The organism is Microbacterium sp. MYb54 (assembly GCF_002979515.1).
In the GTDB taxonomy this organism is placed as follows: domain Bacteria; phylum Actinomycetota; class Actinomycetes; order Actinomycetales; family Microbacteriaceae; genus Microbacterium.
The window spans coordinates 25,867-50,072 of sequence record NZ_PCPA01000017.1 but is presented as its reverse complement, the minus strand read 5'-3'; the positions used below and the strand labels follow the sequence as shown (position 1 = coordinate 50,072).

22 protein-coding genes and 2 pseudogenes are annotated in these 24,206 nt (G+C 64.8%); 12 read left to right on the top strand and 12 right to left on the bottom strand.

Features of this window, described 5'->3' with window-relative positions; genetic code table 11:
- Positions 1 to 93 precede the first annotated feature (93 nt).
- Positions 94 to 543: a hypothetical protein gene (locus tag CQ040_RS15915; protein WP_105527834.1), complete on the bottom strand. Its 450-nt coding sequence runs from the start codon at positions 541 to 543 to the stop codon at positions 94 to 96.
- Positions 543 to 1,712: an aldehyde dehydrogenase family protein gene (locus tag CQ040_RS15910; protein ID WP_181157025.1), complete on the bottom strand. Its 1,170-nt coding sequence runs from the start codon at positions 1,710 to 1,712 to the stop codon at positions 543 to 545. Before CQ040_RS15910 ends, CQ040_RS15915 begins: the two co-directional genes overlap by 1 nt.
- Before the next feature lie 104 nt (positions 1,713 to 1,816).
- On the opposite strand from CQ040_RS15910, the gene CQ040_RS15905 reads away from it, so the two are divergent.
- The 6 genes from CQ040_RS15905 to CQ040_RS15880 all read left to right on the top strand — a co-directional run bounded on the left by CQ040_RS15905 (position 1,817) and on the right by CQ040_RS15880 (position 9,527).
- Positions 1,817 to 3,643, top strand: coding sequence for an HAD-IIIC family phosphatase (locus CQ040_RS15905; protein ID WP_105527833.1), 1,827 nt, complete (start codon positions 1,817 to 1,819; stop codon positions 3,641 to 3,643).
- The gene (locus CQ040_RS15900) at positions 3,612 to 4,580 is read left to right on the top strand and encodes a ribonucleotide-diphosphate reductase subunit beta (RefSeq protein ID WP_105527832.1); all 969 of its coding nucleotides are present in this window, start codon (positions 3,612 to 3,614) and stop codon (positions 4,578 to 4,580) included. The genes CQ040_RS15905 and CQ040_RS15900 overlap by 32 nt, the downstream gene beginning before the upstream one ends.
- Positions 4,577 to 5,569, top strand: coding sequence for an NAD-dependent epimerase/dehydratase family protein (locus CQ040_RS15895; protein ID WP_105527831.1), 993 nt, complete (start codon positions 4,577 to 4,579; stop codon positions 5,567 to 5,569). The genes CQ040_RS15900 and CQ040_RS15895 overlap by 4 nt, the downstream gene beginning before the upstream one ends.
- Before the next feature lie 113 nt (positions 5,570 to 5,682).
- Positions 5,683 to 6,867 (top strand): MFS transporter, encoded by a 1,185-nt coding sequence (locus CQ040_RS15890; protein WP_146113926.1) that lies wholly within the window; start codon positions 5,683 to 5,685, stop codon positions 6,865 to 6,867.
- Positions 6,860 to 7,849 (top strand): hypothetical protein, encoded by a 990-nt coding sequence (locus CQ040_RS15885; RefSeq protein WP_105527829.1) that lies wholly within the window; start codon positions 6,860 to 6,862, stop codon positions 7,847 to 7,849. The genes CQ040_RS15890 and CQ040_RS15885 overlap by 8 nt, the downstream gene beginning before the upstream one ends.
- A gap of 31 nt (positions 7,850 to 7,880) precedes the next feature.
- Positions 7,881 to 9,527 (top strand): ABC-F family ATP-binding cassette domain-containing protein, encoded by a 1,647-nt coding sequence (locus CQ040_RS15880; protein WP_105527828.1) that lies wholly within the window; start codon positions 7,881 to 7,883, stop codon positions 9,525 to 9,527.
- 13 nt (positions 9,528 to 9,540) lie between these two features.
- Here the strand turns inward: CQ040_RS15880 and CQ040_RS15875 are convergent, their stop codons facing one another.
- A complete protein-coding gene (locus CQ040_RS15875) occupies positions 9,541 to 10,848 on the bottom strand; it encodes a UDP-glucose/GDP-mannose dehydrogenase family protein (RefSeq protein WP_105527827.1) in 1,308 nt (435 codons plus the stop codon).
- Between the two features lie 266 nt (positions 10,849 to 11,114).
- Here CQ040_RS15875 and CQ040_RS15865 point away from each other — a divergent pair, with 266 nt between their 5' ends.
- Both CQ040_RS15865 and CQ040_RS15860 read left to right on the top strand, forming a co-directional pair.
- Positions 11,115 to 11,846, top strand: coding sequence for an MFS transporter (locus CQ040_RS15865; protein WP_146113925.1), 732 nt, complete (start codon positions 11,115 to 11,117; stop codon positions 11,844 to 11,846).
- Between the two features lie 75 nt (positions 11,847 to 11,921).
- Positions 11,922 to 12,386: a MarR family winged helix-turn-helix transcriptional regulator gene (locus CQ040_RS15860; protein ID WP_105527824.1), complete on the top strand. Its 465-nt coding sequence runs from the start codon at positions 11,922 to 11,924 to the stop codon at positions 12,384 to 12,386.
- Positions 12,387 to 12,485: 99 nt separating this feature from the next.
- Here CQ040_RS15860 and CQ040_RS20885 read toward each other — a convergent pair whose 3' ends face one another.
- Positions 12,486 to 12,722 carry an alpha/beta fold hydrolase gene (locus CQ040_RS20885; RefSeq protein ID WP_258131506.1) on the bottom strand — a complete coding sequence of 79 codons (237 nt, stop codon included), beginning with the start codon at positions 12,720 to 12,722 and terminating at the stop codon, positions 12,486 to 12,488.
- A 218-nt stretch (positions 12,723 to 12,940) separates the two neighbouring features.
- Positions 12,941 to 13,675 carry an alpha/beta hydrolase fold domain-containing protein gene (locus tag CQ040_RS15850; protein WP_181157027.1) on the bottom strand — a complete coding sequence of 245 codons (735 nt, stop codon included), beginning with the start codon at positions 13,673 to 13,675 and terminating at the stop codon, positions 12,941 to 12,943.
- A gap of 230 nt (positions 13,676 to 13,905) precedes the next feature.
- On the opposite strand from CQ040_RS15850, the gene CQ040_RS15845 reads away from it, so the two are divergent.
- Positions 13,906 to 14,484: a TetR/AcrR family transcriptional regulator gene (locus CQ040_RS15845; RefSeq protein WP_105527822.1), complete on the top strand. Its 579-nt coding sequence runs from the start codon at positions 13,906 to 13,908 to the stop codon at positions 14,482 to 14,484.
- A 526-nt stretch (positions 14,485 to 15,010) separates the two neighbouring features.
- On the opposite strand, the gene CQ040_RS21270 is transcribed toward CQ040_RS15845, so the two are convergent.
- Both CQ040_RS21270 and CQ040_RS21265 read right to left on the bottom strand, forming a co-directional pair.
- Positions 15,011 to 15,346: a prealbumin-like fold domain-containing protein gene (locus CQ040_RS21270; protein WP_105596252.1), complete on the bottom strand. Its 336-nt coding sequence runs from the start codon at positions 15,344 to 15,346 to the stop codon at positions 15,011 to 15,013.
- A complete protein-coding gene (locus CQ040_RS21265) occupies positions 15,316 to 15,810 on the bottom strand; it encodes a DUF5979 domain-containing protein (protein WP_219844739.1) in 495 nt (164 codons plus the stop codon). The genes CQ040_RS21270 and CQ040_RS21265 overlap by 31 nt, the downstream gene beginning before the upstream one ends.
- Here CQ040_RS21265 and CQ040_RS21260 point away from each other — a divergent pair.
- From CQ040_RS21260 to CQ040_RS15835, 3 genes and pseudogenes are all read left to right on the top strand, one after another.
- Positions 15,762 to 15,875 (top strand): annotated as a pseudogene (locus tag CQ040_RS21260) (TetR family transcriptional regulator); the annotation flags it as partial. The gene CQ040_RS21265 and the pseudogene CQ040_RS21260 overlap by 49 nt on opposite strands.
- Before the next feature lie 63 nt (positions 15,876 to 15,938).
- Positions 15,939 to 16,271: a hypothetical protein gene (locus CQ040_RS21255; protein ID WP_181157031.1), complete on the top strand. Its 333-nt coding sequence runs from the start codon at positions 15,939 to 15,941 to the stop codon at positions 16,269 to 16,271.
- Between the two features lie 1,866 nt (positions 16,272 to 18,137).
- Positions 18,138 to 19,350, top strand: a pseudogene (locus tag CQ040_RS15835) (IS3 family transposase).
- A gap of 12 nt (positions 19,351 to 19,362) precedes the next feature.
- Here CQ040_RS15835 and CQ040_RS15830 read toward each other — a convergent pair.
- The 5 genes from CQ040_RS15830 to CQ040_RS15810 all read right to left on the bottom strand — a co-directional run bounded on the left by CQ040_RS15830 (position 19,363) and on the right by CQ040_RS15810 (position 24,152).
- Positions 19,363 to 19,596 carry a hypothetical protein gene (locus CQ040_RS15830; protein WP_105527821.1) on the bottom strand — a complete coding sequence of 78 codons (234 nt, stop codon included), beginning with the start codon at positions 19,594 to 19,596 and terminating at the stop codon, positions 19,363 to 19,365.
- A gap of 10 nt (positions 19,597 to 19,606) precedes the next feature.
- Entirely contained in the window at positions 19,607 to 20,449 is an 843-nt protein-coding gene (locus tag CQ040_RS15825; RefSeq protein ID WP_105527820.1) for a fumarylacetoacetate hydrolase family protein, read from the bottom strand.
- A gap of 56 nt (positions 20,450 to 20,505) precedes the next feature.
- Positions 20,506 to 21,384: a VOC family protein gene (locus CQ040_RS15820; RefSeq protein WP_105527819.1), complete on the bottom strand. Its 879-nt coding sequence runs from the start codon at positions 21,382 to 21,384 to the stop codon at positions 20,506 to 20,508.
- A 46-nt stretch (positions 21,385 to 21,430) separates the two neighbouring features.
- On the bottom strand, positions 21,431 to 23,221 hold the full coding sequence (locus tag CQ040_RS15815) for an FAD-dependent monooxygenase (RefSeq protein ID WP_258131505.1): 1,791 nt from the start codon (positions 23,219 to 23,221) through the stop codon (positions 21,431 to 21,433).
- A 256-nt stretch (positions 23,222 to 23,477) separates the two neighbouring features.
- Entirely contained in the window at positions 23,478 to 24,152 is a 675-nt protein-coding gene (locus CQ040_RS15810) for a GntR family transcriptional regulator (protein ID WP_105527817.1), read from the bottom strand.
- Between the last annotated feature and the right edge of the window lie 54 nt (positions 24,153 to 24,206).

The following is a 24,206-nucleotide window of genomic DNA, read 5'->3' as shown; positions in this document are numbered from 1 at the left end:
GAGGAACAGCGACCGCGTCATCGCCAGCCCGATCGACGTCGAGAGGATACGCCTCACCGTCCACAAAGAGTACCCTCGCATCGGTCATCCCGCTCACCTCCAGACCGAGAGATCGATGGTCCAAGCGATGCCGCCGTCGCCGCTGCGCGTGTGGGACGAGACACCGACACCCGCCATGGGCCCAGCTCCGGCCGCCGATAGCGATCCGCAGAGACGTTCGAAGGTGGGCACCGTGGTGTTCAGTACGTATCCACGCCCCGTCCACCCCGCTGCCGACAGGAACCGCGCCAGTCTCGCCCCCTCTATGTTCAAGTGCTCCGAGGGACTGACGACCTCCTCGCCCGCATCCTTTTCGGCGTATACCCGTACAGCCCAGTCCGTAAGCTCCCCCGTACGGAAGCAGACCGGGCTCGTGTCATCGAGACCGTACGGGCGGCCCTCCGAGCTCCACAGGTCTCGAAGACCCTTGCCCAGGATGACGTCCCAGTTGCGCAGAGTGACCGGACCGAGTGTGGTTCGGGCGTGGTGCACCTTCGAGCGCATTAGCCGTTCCCTAGGTGAAGCGCGGATTCTCGCGATGTCAACAGTGGTGTTCCCCGCTCTTTACCCCGCCAGCGCACCCACGACGCACGCCGCCCGTACCCTCCGAACGGCCGGTTCCCGTCCTCTTGATTGAGGGCGGACACGGCACCGACGTTGACAGCGTTGCCGATGACTGGATCGCGGAGAGCATCCTCGCCGTACACGCTGATATAGAAGCCGTTCTCCCGGTTCTGCGGCGACTCTGCCCAGCGAAGGACTTCGGCAGGCGATTCGTAGCGCACGAGGTGAAACACGGGAGCGAAGTGCTCAGATACGATGGCGTTCGCCACCTCGTCCTCACGGACGACGGTGAGCGGAACGAACCCCGGCGCGTCTACCTCGGCCGACTGCCACCGGAGATGGTCACGGCGTGACCTGATCCACCCACGGGCGGCGTCCGCCGCGTCGTTATAGACGAGTGGGGCGTTCACCAGTCCTTTCGCAAGGCGGTCGCCCTGTGGAATGACTTTCAGCTGCTCGATCAGCACTTCTTCCACACGGTCCACGACATCGGCGTGCGCAAACACCACATCGGGGCAGAGACAATCCTGCCCGGAATTGTATAGCCGTGCCGAGACCGTCTCTGTCACGGCGCGGTCAATATCCGCTTCTCGGCCAATCACCACCGGGTTCGGACCGGATCCGAACCCCATGAAAAGCGATGTGTCCGGAAGGAGCGCCGCAATATTCCGGCCATTCTCTGGACTACCGGTGAAGATGACTGAATTGCTCGTCGACGCCTCAGAGACGAATGCTCGTTGCGACTCATCGGCCATGACGATGCTGGGCGAGAGGTGCGCCCCCAGGAGGTCGTGCAGGGCCAGGCATGTCGCTTTGACCCGCGATGACGGCCGCACTCGTATCCGCTGCGCCCAGGCCGCCGGCATGACCGCATACAGCAGATAGCTGTACAGGAGGTTGTTCGAGGGAAGGAAGACGGACAGCTCCTGCCCCGCCGGAATGCGGGACACCCAGACCTCCTCGCTCTCCGCGTGAGCGAGGACCCTCAGGCTCCCCGCGAACTCGGCGTCGATCGAGCTCCGAGTTGCGATCGGGCCGAGAATTTGCATAATGTCCGCGCGCGCGTTTTTGAGGACTTCGGCCGCATTCGCATGGTAGCTGTAGGTCATTCGTCTCCTCCGGCGCATGCCCGCACTCTGAGCGAGCCCCCTGCGCACACGTACAGTTATGCTGTCACGATGGCACGGTATCGGCAAAACACGCACGGGGCCCAATGATCCTGTTCGAGTCTCCGCGCGGCCACCGGCTGTCATTCTCAGAGGCGACTCTTAGCGAACTGCGACACACCGCCGCAGAAAGCGATGTCCGCGTCGCATTCGCTCGCCGAGGAATGTCACCCGACGACCTACCAACGCCGCCGAACAGTCGCCTGTATGGAACGGGACAGTCCGGCGAGCTGGCTGCGGACGCCGCTGCCCTCCCTCCGGTCATGGTCGTGAGCTTCGGAACCTGTCTCACCCAGTTCGCCGACGAGGCCATCCAGCGCGAGGCGTTCGCGCGCGGCGTGGATGCCCCGGTTGCGCACCGCTGGCTGAGCACGGACGCTATCGCGGACCTTTCGGCGGACGAGGCCGATGTCGTGGTACTTCAGCTAGGCGCCCAGGCGTTACTGGAGCCGCTCTTCCGCGCGCGGACCGAAGAGGAAGCATCCCGTCTGTCTCGCGGCGTGGGCAAGGTCATGGCAGGGCTCGTGCATCGGGCCCGCGCGTCCGCGCCCCGATCCATGCTGATCGTGCACACCGTCGCACCTCCGTCTACCTGGCCTCCCGCGTTGACGACCGACACATGGGCGAGCATCTGGGCGTCGATGAACTCCGCTATCAAGGACGCCGCCGCAATGCACAGCGCCGTCGTCCTCGATGAGCAGGCTCTCACCTACAGGTACGGCGCATCGAACCTTTTCGATGACCTCCAGTTCCCATGGTCCCACCACGGAGGGCGCACCGATCTCGGCCGGGAGGAGCCGAACCAGACCGCCGTCTGGCATCGGGCGATCGCCGCCGAGCTCTGGGACTGTTGGGAGAGCGCGCACCTCCCGAGCCTGAAGGCTATCGTCACCGACCTCGACGGAGTCCTTTGGCCCGGTGTCCTCGCAGAGGGGTCACTCGAGTGGCTGGACTCTGACTCCAACACCTCTTGGATGCATCTCGGCATCCAGGAGGCCCTCGCTGGTCTCGAACGCGCCGGGCTCGTGCTTGCCACACTGAGCCGCGGCGACGAAGAAGTGACGCTCGGCGACTGGGCTCCGCAGGCCCGGCGCATGAGAATCGGCCCGGACGACTTCGCTCTCCACTCGATCACATGGGAGACGAAGGTCACGCGCATGGAACGGATCCTGCAACAACTGCAGACCACACCGGACCGCGTGCTCTTCATCGATGACCACCCCGCAGAACGGGCCGCAATGCGCAGCGCGTTCCCAACAATGCCGATCGTCGGTGACGACCTGTACGATCTCCGCCGTCTTCTCCTGCAGCATCCCCGCCTGCGGCACCTATCGCCGTCGCCACTCGGGTCGCGCACCGCCTCGACCCGCGCCGCCATTGCTCGCGAGGACATTCGGGCGCAGGTGTCCGAGGAAGAGTTCTTCAGACACCTCAAGGTCCAGAAGACCCTCCGCGCCGCCACGGCTCAAGATGTCCCGCGCATCGTCGAACTCCTGGAGCGAACAACCCAGTTCACCCTGGCGAACGGGGAGCGGTTCGATTCGCGCATGCTGCCGCACACCATGGTCATGGAAGCCGTAGATCGATACTCCGACTATGGGTTGATCGGCGTCTCGGTGCTCGATCCGGAATCGAGCATGCTTACGATGTATGCCGTGAGCTGTCGGGTCATCGGACTCGACATCGGCGCGGATCTCCTCAGAGCGCATGCACAGACCCTGGGCATGGCGCGGGTGAGGGTGGCACTGACGGCCACGGATAGGAATCGGGTGCTGCGCGATGCCCTCGCAGCCTTCGACCTCCGGCCGACGCCGGATGGCCTTCTTTTGAACCTCGGAGGTGATGACGTTGCGGTGGACTACGCTCCTCGATGAACCGACGCAGCTCACTGGACCGGCGAAAACGGTGTTCCGGCAGGGCGAAGAGGTCATCGCCTCCCAGCCGACGGCCGCGCGTCTCTTCGAGACCTGGGAGAAGAACCACTGGAACCCGTTCGAGATCAGCTTCGAGCGTGACCACGCCCAGTGGCAGAGGATGCCGGAATGGCTTCGCGCCCGGTTGAGCACGGTCATCCGCACCTTCGTGATCGGCGAGCATACCGGACTCGACCTCCTCTCCCCGGTCCTCGCGGGCGCGACCACGGAGTCCGGGCTGCGCTTCCTCGCAACCCAAGTGGCCGACGAGGCGCGGCACTCCGCATACATGCTCCGACTCGTGGAGGCGTTGTGGGGCAGCATGGGCTCGGAGTCGGTGCTTCTTTCCGAAGCCTGGGAAGGTCTTTCGCCCAGCTACCGACGCCTGAACGAGATCGAGAGCAGCCTCGCCAGAGACACGCTCCAAGGCCCTGGGAACTACGACAGTTGGATCCGACAGGTCACCATGTTCCATCTGGTCACGGAGGGCATGCTCGCCTATTTCGGGCAGCATTCCCTGACCGATGCACTCGAGCGCTCCCGCGTCCTTCCGGGAGTGAAGCTCGGCTTCCTCGCCATGGGCAGAGACGAAGCCCGGCACATCTCATTCGGCATGGAGGCGATCCGCACGGCTATGGACGAAGGTCGAAGAGACGAGGTCCTGCACACGCTGACCGAGATTCTCCCGTTGGCAATCACCGTCGACTATTTTCCCGACGGCACCCCCGGTGCCAGCGACGACGATGCGCTACGTACACGGCGAGCGCTCTCGACGCTCGCCGCCCGTCGCCTCACGCAGATTGGACTGGAGCGCCCGCTCGTGGAATCGGTAATGAAGGACGTGCAGACCCAAGCGGATCGCCACCTCGGACAGTTGAGAGCCTCCGACCGCTCATGAGCACATTCATGATCACAGGAGCTCTGGGCTTCCTCGGAAGTTCCCTCTCCCAAGCCCTCCTAGATCAGGGCCACGCGGTAATCGGTGTCGACGACCGGTCGAGCGAGAGCCCGGATGCGGTCCGCGTGGAAGAGCGGGCCGGATTCCGGCTCCTCGTGCACGACATCGCCGATCGCGACCGTATCGATGTGATGCTCGACGCCATCGACGGGGCGGAGGTACACCAAATCTTCCACCTCGCCTGCCCCGCCTCGCCTATCGACTATCTCAGGGCGCCGACTAAAACTCTCGCGACCTGCGCCGATGGCACCCGGGCGGTCATCGAGGTTGCTCAGCGCGCATCGGCGACACTCGTGTTCACCAGCACGAGCGAGGTGTACGGCGATCCGCTCCAGACGCCCCAGCCCGAGACCTACTTCGGCAACGTGAACCCCGTCGGACCCCGTGCCGTCTACGACGAGGGCAAGAGATTCGCGGAGGCAATGATCACCGCATTCGGTCGGGCCGCAGGCCTCGACTATCGGATCGCGAGGATCTTCAACTCCTATGGCCCCGGCATGCGCCTGGGCGATGGGCGGCTCCTCCCTTCCGCGATCTCGGCCCTCACCCGGGGAGAGCCGGTGCCGGTGTATGGGGATGGGTCCCAGACCCGGAGCATGTGCTACGTCGACGACACCGTCTCGGGGCTCCTCGCCCTGGCACGCAGCACCGCAAGCGGACCGGTCAACATCGGCAACGACGACGAGCGAACGGTGATGGACCTCCTCATCGCGACGGCACAGGCGATGGGCTGCGAGCTGCGCGTCGATCATCGTCCCGCGCGGCAGGACGATCCCGCTCGCCGTAGACCGGACACTGCGCTGGCCCGCTCAATATTGGGCTGGAGCGCTCGCGTACCCTTCGAGGTCGGTATCGAGAGGACAGTCGCGCAGATGAGACACCGTGCCCCCGAGTCCGATGCCTCCCGCTCCCCCGCGTCAGACAGCTAAGGACTTGCTCCCGAACTTCATCCTCCGCAACCCTGACAAGAAGGCCCAACGTGCGATTTCTCTCGCTTCTCTGGAACGGTGTGCGCGGCAACGTAGGTGATCTCCGTGCAACCATGACACCGTCGTTCCTGCGGCTCGTGACCGCGATGTTCGTGATGAACCTCGGCTCATCGATCACGGTGGTCGCGCTACCTATCCTCGTCGTGCAGCGGTACGGGTTCGGCAGCGAGCTCGCCGTGACCGTCGCGATCCGTCTCGTGCCGATGATCCTCGCCGGTGGGGTCGCGGCGTGGATCCTGTCACGCTTCGACGCACGATGGGTCGCCGCAGCCTCGATCGTCGCCGCCGGACTCACGACGCTCGTCATTCCTCTGACGACGGAACTGTGGCAGTTGAACGTCGTGTCGGTGTTGAACGGCGTCGCCGCGGTGGGCGCCGGACCGGCCATGATGGCCCTGCGGGCGGGTACAGTGCCCCCCGACAGAATTATGAGCGGGAACGGCCTCATCGTCTTCGCGGAGCGAGCTCCTCAGGTGCTCGGTCCGCTCGTCGCCGCGATCGTGCTAGCGGTCGCATCGGTCGAGACGCTGTTCACCGCCGAGGCCGTGGCGATGATCGCGGCCGCCGCGCTGCTCACCAGGCTGAAGAAGGTCGCGCTGGAGCCCGCTGGCCGCTTCTTCTCCCGAGAGAACGCGCGCACGTGGCTGACGATCGTACGTCAGCCACGGGTGCAGGGGTACGTGATCACTGGTCTCTTCTACACCGTCGCCGTGAGCGCGATGCGAATGATCCTGGTCGCGCTGGCGACGTTCGCGTTCCCGGACAACCCGGCCGCCCTGCCGCTGCTACTCGGGTCGATGGCTCTGGGGGCCGTGGTGGGAGGGCTGATCGGAGCCGGGCTCCCGGTCCGGTGGATCGGCCCTATCTACGTGCTCGGCAACGTTATTGAGGCGATTGCACTCGTGGGCGTCGGGCTCAGCACGTCTTTGGCGTTGAGTATGACCCTGCTCGTTCTCGGCGGCCTGTTCGAGTCAATGGCCACCACGGCCTTCTTCGCCGACGTGCAGCGCCTGATCCCGGGGAGCTCAGTCGGACCGTTCTTCGCGTTGTACATGCCTGGAATCGACAGCGCCGCCGTCGTCGGCACGATGGTCGGACCAGCGCTGGTCGCCGGTGGCCCGTTGGTGGGCACCGTGGTCGTCGCCGCCTTGATCGCCGTCCCGTTGCTGCCCTACCTCAAGGCGTTCCTCCGTTCGACGCCGAACGCACCTTCCCCAGCAGGAGTCGAGAATGCCTAAGCCGACCCTTTTGCCAGTCTCGAAACCCGCCGCGTACGCCTACCAGTTCTACGCTTTCCCCCTCTCGATCATCGCGCAGTCACCGGGGTCGGAGCAGTGGCTCTACAGCAACTACATCCAACTCGCCTATGACCCGCGCGGCCAGGCCTGCCACGTACCGTTCTGCTTCTACCTCAATGACTACGCGCGCAGCCCCTGGCTGTCGAGTCATCGCGTCCGACGCGAGTGGTTCGCGGGGCCTCGCCTCCTGCAGAACATAGCCGATGCGGTCGCGGACGGATGGTATGTCTATCTCATGTGGGACGAGTGGCACGTCGAGCGCCGGAGGTACCACCGCGAGGAAATGTATCCACACGACGTACTCATCCACGGATTCGATCCCGCCGCCGGCACGATTCAAGCGTTCGGATACGACGAGCGCTATCAGCTGTCCTCGCTGGCGATACCAGTCGAGCAGTTCGAGGCGGCGAGCGCCAGCCTCGACGAGAATGTCGACTTCGAGACCCCGATGATCCTCTACAAGCCGCGTGACGGATCGGAGTACGGTGTCGACGTCGAGCTCGTCGTGAGGACGCTGGGGGAGTATGTGGAAGGTTTCAACACGTCCACGCACTTCGCGATGGAGACTGCCCCGATGGAGCGCTTCTATGGCGTCGAGACCTACGAGCCGCTCGCCGACTACCTCGCCGGCTATCTTCGAGGCTCAATCGAATACGACATTCGGCACCTCCAAGTGCTGTGGGAGCACAAGCGACTCATGGCGGCGCGGATGAAACACCTCGCCTCGACGTTCCCCGCGCTTGACGACCTACTTCCGGAGTTCAATAGACTCCAGCGCGCGAGCCTCAGACTTCGAAACGACCTATTGCGGATCGAACACCTCGGTCACCAGCGGACTCTCTCTCCTCGCGATGCGCTGCTCTCGTTGCGCGATGCAGAGATTCCGCTGCTGCAACGATCGATGTCGATCCTGCAGGCGTGAGAACCTGCAGGAAGCGGAGAGAGGAGACGACATGAACGCGGCCGTCACCGCCCACGGGCTAACCGTAGGCAACGGGCAGACGCAGTTGTTCGCGGGACTGGACCTGAGCGCTCACGACCGCGAGGTTGTCGGGGTGATCGGCCCCAACGGCGCGGGCAAGTCGACGCTTCTGCGAGTCCTCGCCGGCGAGGTCCCTCCGTCGAGCGGAAGCATCAGCTACTCTCGGCGCAACGCACGGATTGGATACTTCGCGCAGAGCGCCGACTGGAGTGCCGACGAGAGCATCGAAGACTACCTCGCGCGTCGCACAGGGGTGGACGTGGCCCGACACGATCTCGAGACGGCGGCCGCGGCGCTGGGAACCGATGTCATTGGCGCGGCCGATCGTTACGAGGATGCCCTCGATCGGTTCTTAGCGTCCGGTGCGTCTGACTTCGAATCACGGATCGGCCCGGCTCTGAGCGCCGTGCGCATGGAAGGCCGTCACGCAGAGCACATGTCAGAGCTTTCCGGTGGCGAGGGGAGCAGGATCCGGCTGGCGAGTCTGATGCTGAGCAGGTTCGATCTCTTCCTTCTCGATGAGCCGACGAATGACCTCGATCTGGCGGGGCTCACCCTGCTTGAAGCGTTCATCGCAGGCTCAACGAGCGCCATCGTCCTCGTCAGCCACGACCGGGAGCTGCTGAGCCGCGTCGTCGATCGTGTGGTCGAGATCGACAGCGGACAGGACGAGGTTAACGTCTACGGCGGCGGATACGACGCCTTCCTCCACGAGCGAGGTCACCGGCGCGCGCAACGGCGCGAGGCCTTTGAGTCCTACACCCGGACTAAAGACGATCTGCTGGCGAGAGCTCGGACGCAGCGGGACTGGGTGAACCAAGGTCTTCGTCGCCAACGGACCAGCAGCCAGAGCACCGACAAGATGGCACGCAGGGCCGCCGTTGAGGGCACCGAGAAGCAGGCGCACAAAGCGCGCATCGCAGAACAGAAGGTCGAGCGCCTGGAGGTCGTGGAGGAGCCGAGGAAAGAATGGAGCCTGCAATTCTCGATCGCAGCGGGGCTGCGTCCACCGACGGTGCTCGCGACCTTGGATGACGTAGTGGTTACGCGGGAGCTCGGCTTCACGCTGGGCCCCATCCGCGCTGAGATCCGTCGAGGCGATCGCATCGCCGTTGTAGGCGAGAACGGGTCAGGGAAATCCACTCTGTTCGACGCCCTCCGCGGGTCCGTCGTGCCAACTTCGGGACGAGTCTCGTTCGGGACTGGGCTGTCCGTAGGCGTCATCGATCAGCGGCGGCAGACACTCCCCGAGGAGCTCGACCTGGTCAGCGCCGTGTCGCAGACGCTGCCCGGCTTGGAAGCCAGAGAGGTGCGCACGCTGCTTGCGAAGTTCCAGTTGGGCCCAGAGGATATCCGCCGCCGCACCGGCGAACTCTCCCTCGGAGAGCGGACCCGTGCAGCGATGGCAGTGCTTCAGGCCATGGGCGTGAACCTGCTGCTGCTCGACGAGCCGACCAACCATCTCGACCTCGAGGCAATCGAGCAGTTGGAGGCTGCTCTCGACGCCTACGACGGAACGATGCTCGTCGTGACTCACGACAGGAGGATGCTCGAAGCCGTGAGCTTCACGAGACGCTGGGTACTCGACGGCGGGCTGCTGATGGAGTCGGCGCTCTAAGCCAATCCCGACTTCAGCGGCCGACCGCTGCGTACCGCCATCCGGCATCGATCCATTCGTGCGCGGTCAGGCAGTTGCGCCCATCGATGATCGTCCTCGCGGGCGTGCGCTCCATGACGGACTTCGGCGACAGCTCCTGAGAGAACTGCGGCCAGTCGGTGAGCACGAGGATCACTTCTGCGTCGTCGAGAGCGTCGTCAACCTCTTCGACGATCCTCAGCTCAGGATGATGGCGACGAGCATTCTCGACAGCTGCGGGGTCGGTGACGACGACGACGGCGCCCCGCCGACGCAAGTGATGGGCGACCTCGAGCGCCGGAGAATCGCGCACGTCATCGCTTTGAGGTTTGAAGGCGGCCCCGAGAATGCAGATGCGCCGTCCCTGGACGCTGCCCCCCAGCTCATCGACCACAATGTCGACCAACCGAGTCCGCGCGCGAAGGTTTATCTCATCCACATTGAGAAGAAAACGCTCCACCACGGTGGCCTTCAACTCCGACGCCCGCGCGGCCAGTGCGCGCAGATCTTTCGGTAGGCAGCCGCCTCCAAAACCGATGCCCGCATTCAGGTTTTTCCGTCCGATTCTGATATCGTGCCCCATTGCGTCTGCCAAGGTGACGACGTCAGCGCCGGTCGCGTCGGCGATCTCAGCCATTGCGTTGGCGAATGAGATCTTTGTCGCGAGAAACGCGTTTGCTGCCACTTTCGCAAGTTCTGCAGTCTCAAGTCCCGTGAGGACGAGCGGGACGTCAGCTGCGAGCAGTCGCTCATATGCCTCGCGTAGAGTGCGGATCCCCGCTTGCCCGGCCGTAGTCGCTGGGGCGCCGATCACGATGCGATCCGGTGCAAGCGTGTCGTCCACCGCGTGCCCTTCTCGCAAGAACTCCGGGTTCCACAAGAGGGACACCCCGAGAACGGACAACCGCTCCGCGAGAGAAGAGGCAGTCCCGACCGGCACAGTAGATCGTCCGACGACGACATCACCCGGGTTCACGTGAGGGATCAGATCGTCGATTGCTCTGTGCAGATATCGCAGGTCGGCGGCGTTGGTCCCGTCCTGCTGCGGAGTGCCGACGCACACGAAGTGAATGCGTGCTCCTTCGACGGCAGCGATGTCGGTAGTGAAAGACAGTAGTCCCGAGGCATGTCCTTCTTCGAGAAGGACCTTCAACCCGGGCTCATAGAAAGGCGCGCGTCCCCCGGCGAGGGACTCGATCTGTGACGAGTCAATGTCGACGCCGATCACCTCGTGTCCCAAAGACGCCATCACCGCTGCATGCACGGCACCGAGATAGCCGCAGCCAATGACCGACAACCGCATTCGTCCCCCAAAGACGGATCGATAGGAGGCCGATCTTCGCCCCCTCCAGCGTAGGCCAATTGTGTAGCGCCGCCCCGACAGTGCGCACCAGCTCCCCGGTTGTCGGAAACGTACTGTTGTGCGCGACGCACGATGCGCGTCCCTGGTCGGATGCTCCGGCGTCGACGGCGCGCAGACGTTACTCAACGACGAGGCCGATGCCGCTGCCGCTCGAGGCCATGGCGACGCCCGGCACGTAGCCAACAATTCCGGCGAAGACGACCGTCGTGCGGACGACGCGCAGCGCCCAGTATCTGCCGCACCCGCTCGTCCTTGTCTTCGTCTTCTTCCTGGCGCTGCTCGTCGTGGCGATGGTCCTCACGCTGCTCATCCCGGAGACGAATCCACGCACACCAGGACATCGAGTGGATTGGACGCCGCGCGTGGGGGTTCCGAGAACGGCGCGAGGAGTCTACGTGCGATCCGTCCTCGTCGTCGTTCCCACGTTCACACTGCTCGGATTGTTCTCCAGCTTGACGCCGCGCTTCATCCACGATTCTCTTCACATCGACAACCTCGCGATCGCCGGCGCCGCCACGTTCGTGCTGTTCGTGGTCGGGACCGTCGCACAGCTCATCTTCCGGGGGCGAGAGAGCCGTACGCTCGTGCTGGTTGGGCTCCCGCTGCTGGCGGCATCCCTAGGGCTGGTGCTCTCGGGACTGCTGGCGACGAATCTCCTGGCCTTCTCGCTCGGCACGATCACAGGCGGAGTCGGCGCAGGGATGGCATTCATGGGAGGGCTCGCCCAACTGGTCGACGCCGTGCCGCACGAGACCCACGCCAGGTCCGTCGCGGCGTACTTCATCGCCGCTCAGAGTGGTCTCGCCATCCCGGTTCTCACCATCGGCGTCCTGGCCCCGATCATCACGCTCCAGACCGCGACGGTGATCGTCGTCGCCGGCGTCGTGGCGCTCGCGGCCGTCGCGTTCTCCGCGAACCTGCGGGCGCCACAGAGGTAAGATATCGGTAGCCCGGTCCGCGGGGCGGGTTGCTCCTGACGACGCCTTCCACCGGAATCGCAGAGAGGTCGGCTGATGTCCGCGCCGAATCCGGTCACCGTGACAGACGCCGACTCGATCGAGCTGTGGGGGACGATCTTCAAAGGCGTCGAGCTGACCAACAAGCGGCTTCACGGAGCGCTCAGAGCGGCGTTCTCCCTGAACGAGGCCGAGGTCGACTCGATGGTCCTCCTCGGCAGCGATCCCGACCGCCGCTCCTCCATGGCGGCATTGGCGAGGAGCGCAAGCTTCACCTCCGGTGGATACACGAAGGTGGCGGACCGACTGGTGGCACGAGGGCTCGTCACCCGCACCACGATCCCTGAGGATCGCCGGATGGTCTACCTCGAGCTGACGCCCGCCGGGGCGGAGATGGCGGCGGAAATCCGATGCCTCATCGCGGACATCAATCGACAACACGTCTTCGAAGTCCTCGGCGAGGAGCAGGTGCGAGCGGTCGCTGCGGCGATGGAGCTCCTCCGCACGGCGAACGCTTCCTGATGCCTGCAGCACACCGCGTTCGCTGTTTGTCCGATCGCATCGGTCTCGGTATCGGCCTCACTTCTCCCCTCCTAGTCAGGGATGCGAAGGCCGCGATCACTACAGCCCCTCGGCGACGGCAAGGCGGGTCACCCGGTCTCGGTGACCGGCTGCCAGGGCGTAGCCCACGATCATTCCGAGGTCGTATCCCGCCACCGCGAAGTCATCATGGCCGAGCTGGGTCATCAGCCCGGCCATGTCGTCGGCCAGGGTGGCGGCGTCGTAGCCGGTCGGCGGCTTGTCGCTCGCGCCGACACCACGAAGATCGGCGGCCACCACGGTGAAGTTCTCGGCCAAGCGTCGGCATCACCTGGCGCCAGCCGTACCAGAGTTGTGGCCAGGCTGGCAGGAGCAGCAATTGTGGCCCGTCGCCGACGATGGCATGCAGGGTAAGGCCGTGCAGTTCGACGAAGCGGCTCGTGAACATCGCGGTGAAGCCGGCCGGAAGGTGCGGCACATTCTCCACCATGGGCAGGGGGTGGCGCGGGGCAGGGGTGTTGGCCACGGTGTCCTCCTCAGGACGGCGTTCGGGTCAGCAGCTCGGTAAGGGTGCGCAGGACGTCCTCAGCCTCGGGGATCGGCAGCAGCATCCAGTCGTGAACGAGATCGGGATACTCGTGCACCGTGACGACCGTGCCGGTCTCGGAGTTCGCCCGGTCGTGGAAAAGGTGGGCATCGGGATTCAGCAGGTCGCGGGTCCCGGTGAACACCTCGACCGGTCCAAGATCATTCAGGGGCGCGTCGATCGGGTTCACCTGCGGGGCTGACAGCCCCAGTTCGCCGGCGTAGAGCTGCGAGAGCTCGCGCAGGTGGTCCGCGCGCAGCAAGGGATCGCGCGGTGCGACCTGGTCGATACGGGGGTTGGTCAAGGTCAGATCGATCAATGGGCTGAGCAGCACGACCCGGTCCGGACGGGGATCGTCCTGGGTCAGCCCGGCGACCAGACCGACGGCGAGTGCGGCACCGGCGGAGTCCCCGACGACCGCGGTGCCGTCCGACCGGGCCAGGGTGGAGAACAGCCGCCGCAGCACCGGTTGGACGTCGAGATGGGTCGCGTTCGGAACCAGGGGGTAGATCGGCACCGTGACGATCCGCCCCGTTCGCTCGGCCAGTCGTGCCGCGAAGCTCCAATGTGCGTGCTGGATCTCGGCGGCGAAGGCGCCGCCATGCAGGAACAGCACGTGTCCGCCCCGGACGGCTGCGGGGGTGAGGGTATAGACCGGCCAGGAATCGAAGATCGTCTGGTCCATATGCACTCGACGTCGAAGTCGACCCGGCGGTCGGTACCGCCTCGGATCCGGCGCCGGCCTCGTCCGGAATCGGGCGGGGTCGAACTGGGTGTCCCGCAGCCGGACGAGCCGGACGGCGCCCGTCAATAGGCGGCTGCGCAGACTGACCACGAGAACTCCCATCGGGAACGGATGATGTATCCCTTTCACCGTAGCGCGTTCCGGATGAGCTATCCAGTTACACTGCTGGAGTGAACGCCGAACCCACTCGCCGCGACGCCACCCGCAACCGGAAGCGGATCGTCGATGTTGCCCGGGGCCTGGTCGACGACGGCTCCGCGGTGCAGCTCAACGAGGTCGCTCGGCTCGCCGGGGTCGGTGTCGCGACCGTGTACCGCAACTTCCCGTCGGTCGAGGCGCTGATCGAGGAGCTGGCCACCCCGAGTCTGGAATCCCTGATCGGCCATGCGAAACGAGCCCTCGACAACGAAGATCCGTGGCAGTCCCTCGCGGACTTCCTCGGGCACACGATCGAGGCGCAGGTCAACAATCCGGCGTTGTCGACGGTGAATGCGGCTCTAGTGAACGTTCTGCCGCGCACGGTCGAGTTGAAGGCGACTTTGGGCCCGCTCGCCGGGCAGTTGCTTGACCGCGCTCGGCGGTCGCGTGCCGTCCGGTCCGATCTGACCAGCGAGGACGTGATTCCGCTGATGTGCGGGATCGCCTTCGCGGTCACCGCGCACGACGTCCATCGCCGTGCCGATCGCGACAGCCGGGTCCGGACCGCCCACCGCTACCTCACCATGCTGCTGACCGGCCTGCGCGCCTGACGCCTCGCCCCGGAACCGAACCCGCGCAGAGTGCCCTTCATGTGCTCTCGACGGAGCCGACTCTCAGCCGATCAGCGACTCCAGCCGCACGTGGTCTCGGAACGCGGCGTCGGGATAGGTGACCAACAGTGACAACAATCTTGCGTCAGGGTGGGAGCTCGGCGGCGATCTGGCTCATGGCGACGGTGGCGCCTTCCTCCATACCCAGCTCGAAGGATTCAGGCCGCAATTGCATCCTCGATTGTGAAGAGTCGACTTACCCTCGTTACGCAGCTTCTGCCAACAGCCAGCCCACCACGCCTCTCGGGGGATCGTCACGTCAGGCTTGCAACGTTTTACTCGATGTCAGCATGGCCGAACGCCGCGTTCCGCCAATGCTCCCACTCTCCCGTCGGCAGCGCCGGAACACGCACGGACATCATCCTCTGAGCCTGCCTCGCCAGCGCCGCCGCCACTTCAAAACACTTGAAGGGGTGGATTCACAAAGTGTGAATCCACCCCTTCGAGTGTTTGCCTGGTGTCCGCCCTAGTCTGACGACGGTTCGAGGAGTTGCTCATCCCGGTGTCTACGATGCCGTGACGCTACGAAGATCCCAATCCCGATTGCACTGAGAACCGTGGCGACGAGCGTTAGCCCAATTGGCAGCCCACCCCCGGTGATCGCGAGCGGCGTCATGCCGGTAGCCATCCCACCTGAGTTCGTCGACGGAGGCGGCGGCACCACGCCCGTCTCACGAGCGTTCGTGATCTGCGCGAGATCGACCGTCAACGCGGTCGCACCCACTACAAACGTGTGCGCACTGGTATCGAGAACATATCCCGCAGGAGCAGTCACCTCCGTGAGGGTGTAATCCCCCCCCATCCGAGACCCACGACCTGGAAAGCACCAACCGCAGGATCCGCATCGCCAGCGGCATTGTCCGTCACCGAAACCGTGCCCGCAGGCCCCACCAGCTCCCACACCGAACCCGCCAACGCGGCACCACCAACCGCATCCGTCTTCTCCCACGTAACCACGCCCGTCTCACGAGCGAGCGTGTTGGTAAGGATGACATTGATCGTGCCGCCCGCGGTGACCTGGAAGTCGTTACGGCTCAGCGTCGGCGTCGCCCAGTTCGTTCCAGGAATCGGAGTCGGGGTCACTTCTTCAAGATGAACCGTCGCCCCAAGGGGCAGTACGGGGCTCTGCACGAAGGCCCCACCGACGACGTTGAGTGTCCCGCTTCCCGTAGTACCCCCGGTGGCCCAACAGCCGAGAGGCGTTCCTCTCCGCGGCCCGCGAGCTATTCGCCCGAAACGGGTACGAACGGACGACGACGCGAGCAATCGCGGAACTCGCCGGTCACGACCAAGCCCTGATCCGTCGCTACTTTGGCGGCAAACAGGGACTGTTCATCGAGGTCACGACCTTAATAACGCAGTTTGGCGACGGTCCGAGCGCAGGCGAGGACTGGGTGGATGACCTCATCTCGACCTGCTTTCGAACGTGGGAAGATCAGCCAACGGCGCTCTCGTTGCTCCGGGCAAGCGCAACCAACGAAGCAGCCCGATGCCGCTTCAAGGACAACTACTACGGCAACGTGTTACCCGTACTGCGACAGTACGCAATCGATCACGTCGATGAACGTGCATCCATATGGTCGGCCATGGTCATGGGCACAGCCTTGAATCGCCTCCTCTTCGAATACGAACCACTCGCAAGCATGTCCCGCCACGCTCTGGAGTCATACCTCAGACGCGTCGCGCAAACAATGTTCCTCGAGCCCCTCGCATCAACATCGGGCTGACGCGCAAGGAAACGATCGACACTAGCCCTCCAGTGGTAGTGTCGCTGCACGATGATGGTACAAATAGGTGTCATCAAATGATGACACCGGTGGGGGCTAGTGTCATCATTTTGTGCTCCGATTCGGGTTGAGGATGCACAACACGTGATGGTCTCGGGCTGGCCGCGTGCCAGCCCGAGAATCCCGACCTACGAGGTTCATCCGTAGCCACGCCAGGAGTGGAGCGCTCGTACAGAAACTGCCTCGGCTAGGATCTCCCCCCTTACGCCGAGGTGAGGCCCCGCTTGCAGCTCAGGCTGCTCCGCCGGCGAGGCCGGTAGAGGGGCGGGTTACCCACAGTGGTTCCGCCCCTCTATTTCTGAACCCGTCGCATCATGTCCTCCGACGATCACAAAGATCTGTGACCGGCATCAGTTTCAATGAACGTTATGACACATCCGCCAGGAGGGTGTCCGCCAGGCACGGGAGGAACCGTCGGACACAACCGATAGAGCCCAATGAGCGCGCATCTCCGATCGCAGCTTCGCCTATGACCGAAGGACGCCGCCGCCCAATCCACGTCGCAGCGATCAAAACACGACATGCACGCAAGCGCGGGTCAACGATTCAGTCGAGCCACCGAAGCCCCCGGATTGCTGAAGACCACCCGAGCCAACCTGTCTGCGTCGCAAATGCCGAACGTCGGAACGCAGGCCACCCGCCGAGGGCCGAAGGTCCACCGGTGCAAGGCCGGGGCCGATCGCCCTGGGGAGTGACCGGCCCTTCGGCCTCGCCGTCTGAGTTGCTCGACCGACAAGACACAACAAATCAAAAGTTGCCGACACGAGAAAAACGGCCGTGGGGTGTGCGTTCCTCGTGCATATTGATTCTGAACCACAGCGTCCCACTCAGTAGAGGACCTGTCAAGAGGGTTCAGCACAGACCGTTTGCGTCGCGCGCAGTAAGGTGAAGCCCCCGTACCCCACCGCGCGTACCCACCTGTACGCTGTAAGCCTTTGCGAGGCTAGATCAACGGTCATCGCGATGTCGTTCGCTGCGATGGCTGGTGGCGGTGGTGCGGGAGCACACGCGGAAAGCGCCAGAGCCAGGAAGACGGCGATGCCCCGCCGCAGACGGTCGTTTCACTGTTCATCCCATCCGCGTCTCGTCACGGCTATCGCTCCCGCCCGAGCGCCGGGGGGGGGTCCGAACGATCGATACTCCGTCCGTCCGTCCGTCCGAACGCCCGCACAGCTCGACGACTACCCGCCAACACGAGCGAGGCTCAACGTGTCGCAGAAGCCGACGTCGAGTCCGTTCTCCTTGAGGCAGTAGACCTTCGCCTCCTGAACGTGGGGCCGGCAGCACGGGCGCTCTACCGCTGGAAGAGGAGACGACGCCCCACGAGATCGCCGGCTGGATGCGTACACAACGCGACAGCGTGATCGGTGCTCGAGCAGGACTCGAGCCCCGGCAGTTCTGCGGACCGACGACCAACAACGCCGACAATCTGTACCTTCACCTCATGCATGGCCGGACGAGACCGCCACCATGCGCGGCACTCGGCCCCGTTCTGCGCTCGGCGTGGACCTCCTGACGACGGGGAGAACCTCCCCTTCCGAGCCATCGTCGATCCCGCGGACGCGAGACGATGATCCAGTGGGTAACCTGTTCATCACGATTTCCCCGACTCGACCCGTGATACCCCTTCCGTTCGTCCGAGTGCGGTTCCGGACAGGCGCACAGTTGAAGTTGCCGCCGGGAGCCATGTCCACGAAGCGCGAGCATTGGGAACAGCTCACTCGGCAGCCAAGGGTAGCGAGCGGTGTCAAGTGAAGCGCCCTGAGTTTGTTGGAGGCTCTTGACCTTGAAAACGAGGATGGAGTCATGGTGTCGAATCAGGGATCTGGGAAGCCGACGGCACGTCGGTATTCTCCGGAGGAGAAGGCTGCGGCGGTTCAGATGGTACGGACTCTGCGAGCGGAGCTCGGGACGGAGCATGGAACGGTCCATCGGGCCGCGTCACAGCTCGGTTACGGGGTCGAGTCGGCCCGGATGTGGCCAAGCAAGCCGACGTTGATGACGGCCACGTCGCCGGCGTGAGCACCGCGGAGGCTCGCCGGGTGCGGGAGCTCGAGCAAGAAGTGCGTGAGTTGCGGCGGGCGAACGAAATTCTGAAGAGGGCCGCGTCTTTCTTCGGGGCGGAGCTCGACCGCCAACACTGGAAGTAGTCGCGTTCATCGACGCGAACAAGACCGACGTCGTCGAAGATCGCCCGCTCGGAGTCGAGCCATCTGCAGCCTGTTGCAGGTGGCTCCGAGCACGTACTGCGCCGCGAAGAACCGTGCCCGTCAGCGCGGGCCGTGAGCGACGCGGTCCTCACCCTGGAACTAGTGACGCTCTGGAAGACCGCCCGCCGCAACGGGATCGATATCGGCCGGGACCAGATCGGCCGGCTCATGCGTGCTGCCGGTATCGAGAGCGCGACCCGAAGCAAACGAGTGAAGACAACTCGCCCCGGTCCCACGGCCGCGAGGCACCCTGACCTGGTGAAGCGGGAGTTCAGTGCGACGGCCCCGAACCGGCGCTGGGTCACAGATCTGACGTTCATGCCGACCTGGGCGGGCGTCGCCTAGGTCTGCTTCATCATCGACGCGTACTCCCGGATGATCGTCGGATGGCGGTGCGCGTCACACATGCGCACCGCCATGGTCCTCGACGCGATCGAGATGGCTCGCTGGTCGAGGGGCCGTCATCATGAGGATCTCCGCTGTCACTCGGATGCGGGCAGTCAATTTACGTCCATTCGCTACGGCGAACGACTCGCTGAGATCGGCGCGACACCGTCGATCGGGGCCGTCGGCGATAGCTATGACAATGCCCTCGCCGAGACCGTCAACGGCTACTACACGACCGAAATCGTCCGTGGACCCGCACGCCCGGGCGCCTGGAGAACCGTCGAGCTCGCGCCCCTCGGGTGGGTGCACTGGCACAACATGCAACGACTCCACGGCTACCTCGGCGACTCCCGCCGGCCGAGTTCGAGCAGACGTTCTATGCTGACCAAACCACCGCAGATCAGCTGGTGGGAATCAAATAGCGCGAGTCTCCATCAAACCCAGGGCGCTTCAAGACCGGCGTAGTCGCGATCAAGATAGATGTGGAAGCGCTGGATCTGGAAATCCCAGACCTCGCAGACGCGACCAGTGCCCCATTCCGAATCACCGGTAGCCCATGTGCCATCCTTGTGCGCTCCGCGCGTCATCCCCTCACACGCGACAGTCGTGTCGCTGACGACGACGCTGAAGTACTCCAGGACGATCGCCTTCTTCTGATCGTCTGTCATGGTTCCGCATTCAGCCGACGAAAACCTGGCGAATGGTGCCGACTCCCTCAATGGTGGTGACGAGCGTCTCACCGGGTCGGATGAGGCGTGCGGGCTCGCGCACGAAGCCCACCCCGGAGGGCGTGCCCGAGTAGATCACATCGCCCGGATGCAGCGTCACGATTCCGGAGAGCCGCTCGACGAGCGTCGCCACGTCGAAGATCATCTGGCTCGTACGGCCGTCCTGCACCCGCTCGCCATCGAGTTCGCAGAAGATCGCGAGGTCGTCGCGGTCGGGCAGTTCGTCGGGGGTCACCAGCCAGGGACCCTGAGGGGAGTAGCCGGGGAAGGACTTCCCGAGACCGAACTGCGGTGCCGGACCGTCGAGCTGGGTCGTCCGTTCCGAGAGATCCTGTCCGACCGTCACGCCTGCCACGTGATCCCAGCCGGATCCTTCCGCGATGCGGTGCGCCGTGCGTCCGATCACGACGACGAGCTCGGCCTCCCAGTCGGTGCGGCCTCCCGGCACCAGCTCGACGGTCTCAAAGGGTCCCGAGATGGACGACTGGAACTTCGGGAAGACGGGGGGAAGCTTCTCCGGCCGGCCGAAACCGCTCTCCGCGACATGCTCGTCGTAGTTCAAGCCGATTCCGAACGCCTGGAAGGGGCGTGGTGAGACCGGGCCGAGTTTCGACTCCTCGATCGCGATCGCAGGTCCGGAGGCCTCAGACCCCCACTCCGAGAATGCCTCCCACTTTTCGTAGACGTCCTGAATGCTCGGACCGAATCGGCCCGAGCTGGCGTCGAAGACGTCGAAGCCGCTGGCATCGTCTGTGAGGATGACAGCTCGGCCGTCAAGGTTTGCAAGACGCATATGTGATTCCTTTGATGGTGAACTCAGGGTCGGGGAGTGTCCGTGTGCGTTTCGGATCATCGCTCTATGGGGACGACACCGTGGTCGAGGATGCCGGGCGGCACCTGACCATCCCACTGATTGATCCAGTAGAGATCGTCGGCATCGAACCGACGCTCGGGTCGCTCCTTGTCGCGGATGGTCTCCATATCGCAGTAGTACTCGATCACCGCGCCGTTGGGTTCGACGTAGTAGACCGCGACGTTGTCGCCCGCGCCGTGGCGCACCGGCCCCCAGGCGAGGCGCGATCCGCGACGGGCGAGCCGGTCGCCGAGACGGGCGAGATCCATGATGTTGCCAGCCTGCCATGCGTGATGGTGCATCGCAGCGCGGGTGGATTTGAAGACCGCGATGCCGTGGTGGTCGTTGTTGCAGCGCATGAAGAAGTTCTCGTCGCCGATGTTGTCGGAGACGACGAAATCGAACACCTCGCCCAGGAAGTCGCGTTGCGCCTTCGAGTCCCTCACCTGGATGTTCGTGTGCCCCAGGCGATCCGGCGCGAGCGATCCTCGCTTGAGCATCGAGTAGTCGATGCTCTCGGTATAGATCTGCCAGGTGAACCCTTCGGGCCCGACGAAGGCGAAGCCCTCCTCGATGTGGTCCTCGATCGGGTGCTCGGAGACGATCCGATATCCGCCGCGATCGACCTTCTCGCGGATGGCCTCGAGCTCCATCCGGTTCTCGACCACCAAGCCGGTGTGGTCGAGCGCATCCTCATCGGCTTGCGCGTAGATCAGTTCGTGGTGCTTGTTCTGGGCGGTGATGAACGCCTTCTGGGCATTCGAATCGGTCACCGCGAGACCGAAGACATCGACGGCGTTGGCGATCGAGGCAGACAGGTCTCGCGTGCGCATCGACACGTAGCCGATCTCTGAAACGGCGCCTTTTGCGCTCATGGTTCGTCCTCTCGGTTCGTTCTGGCGAAGTGCTGGTGACTGCGGGTCAGGCGCGCGCGAGCACGGCTCCGAGCGCGGTACGCAGAGCAGTGACCGCGTCCTCGGGCTCCTCGGTCGCACGCCACGAGACGACGCGATCGGGGCGCACGAGCAGCGCACCGGCGTCACTCACGCCGCGAACCCTCGCCCAGTCGCCGTAGACGTCGTCGTACTCCCCTCGCACGGCCACCTGAGCGACGCGGATGACGACACCGAGCTCGTCGCTCACCGTCGCGGCGGCTTCGCGCCACGCTCCATCTGCGATGCCGGTGACGAGCGTGAACACGCCGTCGCCGACGAGGTCGATCGTCGACAGCAGCGCGGAGTCGCGCTGGACCCGCGCATGCGCGAGCGGCGCGCCCGGATGGGTGGAGGGAGTCGCGTAGAGCGCCGGGTCCCGCTCGTTTCGCGGCCAATCCGTGCCGTCGTCGACGACGGCCGCCGACTCGTATCGCAAGTCGAACTCGAAACCGTGCGCGTTGAACTGGTAGTGCTGAAGTTCGATCGCGGCCTCGAGTGCAGCTCGGCGATCGGCGCCGTGGGGAGTGGCCGAGAAGAGATCCTCGAGGTTGTCCCATCCCTCGGCGATCGACTGACCGGGGGCGAAGCCCAGCGCGTCAGCGATCGGGCCCATGTTGCCCACACTCTCGATCGCGCGGTCGACGACCTTCCGACCGATCGGCTGCCGCTCGGCGTCATACGTGGCGAGGAGCTCGGGACCTGCGAGCCCGCGGATCACGTATGCAAGGCGCCAGGCGAGGCTGAAAGAGTCCTGCACCGAGGTGTTCGAGCCGAGGCCCCCGGCAGGTGGGTGCCGGTGGGCGGCGTCTCCGACGAGGAAAGCCCGGCCGCGCTGATAGCTCTCGGCGACGACGTGATTGATCTGCCACTTCGACACCGACTTGATCGTCACGTCGACGGTGTCATCGCCGATGGTCGAGCGCACGCGCTCGATGAGCGCGCTCTCGCTGAGGTCGGGTTCGCCTTCCGCGGGGTCGTACATCGAGAGGTTCACCCATTCTCGGAAAGGTGTCACGCAGATCCAGGTGCCCGAGCCCACCCAGTAGTTGTTGCCCGGCTGGGTCATCCAATAGAGCACGCCGGGACGGTGCGCGCAGTACTCGGAGAGGTCAGCCTCCAAGAAGATGTTGAGCGCAGCCCCCAGCCCGCTCTCTCCCGAGAATCTGAAGCCGAGCTGTTCCCCCACCGTGCTCCGCGCCCCATCGGCGCCGACCACGTACTGCGCGCGGATCAGCGTCTCGACGCCGCTCTCATCGCGCACCACTGCGCGCACCCCGTGCTCAGCCTGGGTGATCTCGATGAGCTCGACCCCGAAGCGCAGGTCCGCGCCGTGTTCTTCTGCTGACGCGCGCAGCACGGGTTCCAGCCGATGCTGCGGCGCGTTGCACATCCGGCTCGGACTCACCGCGTCGTAGTCGGCCTGCCGCTCGATGCTCGTGCCCCACGTCTGCAGGCGTGCGATCTCCGTGCCCGCGAAGCTGGTCGCCCAGACGTTGTTCGACATGAGCTCGCTCGGGGTGGCGATCCGGTTCACCTCGTCTTCGATCTTCAGATCGCGATAGACCTCCATCGCACGCTGGTTGGTGATGTGGGCGCGGGGAGTGCGGGCGGTACCGGCGAACTTCGACACCGTGATGGCATCGATTCCGTATCGGGCGAGCAGGGCCGCGAGGGTGAGCCCCGCCGGTCCGGCGCCGACGATGAGCACATCGGTCGCGACCTCTTCCGGCGTCATGCGCAGGCCTCGTCGACGATCGCGAAGGGAATCTGCGCGCACGGCATCTTCTGTGACATCTTCGTCTCCTCATGCGTAGCGACCGCGGTGTGCGACCCGCTCGCGCGAACAGCACTCCGTCATGCTTTGGCCCAGCTTGCCACTAACTTTCGAAATACTCAATGAATTTCTAAATTCTGCCGGGAGCGCTCCGCGACACCGCGCTCGCGCCGGCGCGCGGGACGCTTCCGGCCCCCATGCCCCGCGAGCCGGTGGTCGGATCCCACCGTCGGCCACCTTCCCGGAGATGGTCGGAGGTTCAGACCGAGAGGCGGCCCGACTCCAGCAGCAAGCGCGTCGTGGTCTCGATGTGCTCGGCGAGTCGACGGCTGGCGAGTTCAGCGTCGCGCGCCAGCACGGCGTCCACGATCGCCGCGTGTTCAGCGGGAATGTCCCGAGGATGCGTGCGATCGGACAGCGGCACCGACCACCGGCGGTAGAGTTCCGCTGATGCCCGCAGGTGGTTCGCGATCTCGGTGAGTCGCGGGTTGCGGCATCCCGCGAGGAGTACTCCGTGAAACTCGTTGTGCACCTCCGCCCAGGCCTCGCTCAGCCGATCAGGATGTCCGGGGGCATACACCGGCGTCACTGCGAGGCGGTGGTGCACCGCGACGAGGCGACCCTCCCAGTCGAGGTCGCCGTCACGGATCGCCTGGCGCAACGTCAGCGTCTCGATGTGGACGCGCGCCTCGGTGAGGTCGCGCAGATCGGCTTCACTGAGAGGCATGACGACGAAGCCACGTTGCGGCTCCGAACGAACGAGCGACTGCTCGGCGAGGCGCTGCAAAGCCTCACGCACAGCACCGACGCTCACGGAAAAACGATCGCAGAGTGCGGCGAAGGCCAGACGCTCGCCCGGCTGAACGCGGCCCGACAGAATGTCCGCCCGGAGCAGACGATACACCTCTTCCTGGCGAGTCCTCGAAGCGGGCATGTTCGAAACGCTAGCACCGGGGAGACGATGCGCCCGCCCGCTGGCGAAGAGGCG

What these genes read in the sequence shown, in the direction of transcription:
- CQ040_RS15915 (WP_105527834.1), bottom strand. Translation starts at nt 543, where the DNA reads ATGCGCTCGAAGGTGCACCACGCCCGAACCACACTCGGTCCGGTCACT.
- CQ040_RS15910 (WP_181157025.1), bottom strand. Translation starts at nt 1,712, where the DNA reads ATGACCTACAGCTACCATGCGAATGCGGCCGAAGTCCTCAAAAACGCG.
- CQ040_RS15905 (WP_105527833.1), top strand. Translation starts at nt 1,817, where the DNA reads ATGATCCTGTTCGAGTCTCCGCGCGGCCACCGGCTGTCATTCTCAGAG.
- CQ040_RS15900 (WP_105527832.1), top strand. Translation starts at nt 3,612, where the DNA reads ATGACGTTGCGGTGGACTACGCTCCTCGATGAACCGACGCAGCTCACT.
- CQ040_RS15895 (WP_105527831.1), top strand. Translation starts at nt 4,577, where the DNA reads ATGAGCACATTCATGATCACAGGAGCTCTGGGCTTCCTCGGAAGTTCC.
- CQ040_RS15890 (WP_146113926.1), top strand. Translation starts at nt 5,683, where the DNA reads ATGACACCGTCGTTCCTGCGGCTCGTGACCGCGATGTTCGTGATGAAC.
- CQ040_RS15885 (WP_105527829.1), top strand. Translation starts at nt 6,860, where the DNA reads ATGCCTAAGCCGACCCTTTTGCCAGTCTCGAAACCCGCCGCGTACGCC.
- CQ040_RS15880 (WP_105527828.1), top strand. Translation starts at nt 7,881, where the DNA reads ATGAACGCGGCCGTCACCGCCCACGGGCTAACCGTAGGCAACGGGCAG.
- CQ040_RS15875 (WP_105527827.1), bottom strand. Translation starts at nt 10,848, where the DNA reads ATGCGGTTGTCGGTCATTGGCTGCGGCTATCTCGGTGCCGTGCATGCA.
- CQ040_RS15860 (WP_105527824.1), top strand. Translation starts at nt 11,922, where the DNA reads ATGTCCGCGCCGAATCCGGTCACCGTGACAGACGCCGACTCGATCGAG.
- CQ040_RS15850 (WP_181157027.1), bottom strand. Translation starts at nt 13,675, where the DNA reads ATGGACCAGACGATCTTCGATTCCTGGCCGGTCTATACCCTCACCCCC.
- CQ040_RS21270 (WP_105596252.1), bottom strand. Translation starts at nt 15,346, where the DNA reads ATGGGGGGGGATTACACCCTCACGGAGGTGACTGCTCCTGCGGGATAT.
- CQ040_RS15830 (WP_105527821.1), bottom strand. Translation starts at nt 19,596, where the DNA reads ATGACAGACGATCAGAAGAAGGCGATCGTCCTGGAGTACTTCAGCGTC.
- CQ040_RS15825 (WP_105527820.1), bottom strand. Translation starts at nt 20,449, where the DNA reads ATGCGTCTTGCAAACCTTGACGGCCGAGCTGTCATCCTCACAGACGAT.
- CQ040_RS15820 (WP_105527819.1), bottom strand. Translation starts at nt 21,384, where the DNA reads ATGAGCGCAAAAGGCGCCGTTTCAGAGATCGGCTACGTGTCGATGCGC.
- CQ040_RS15810 (WP_105527817.1), bottom strand. Translation starts at nt 24,152, where the DNA reads ATGCCCGCTTCGAGGACTCGCCAGGAAGAGGTGTATCGTCTGCTCCGG.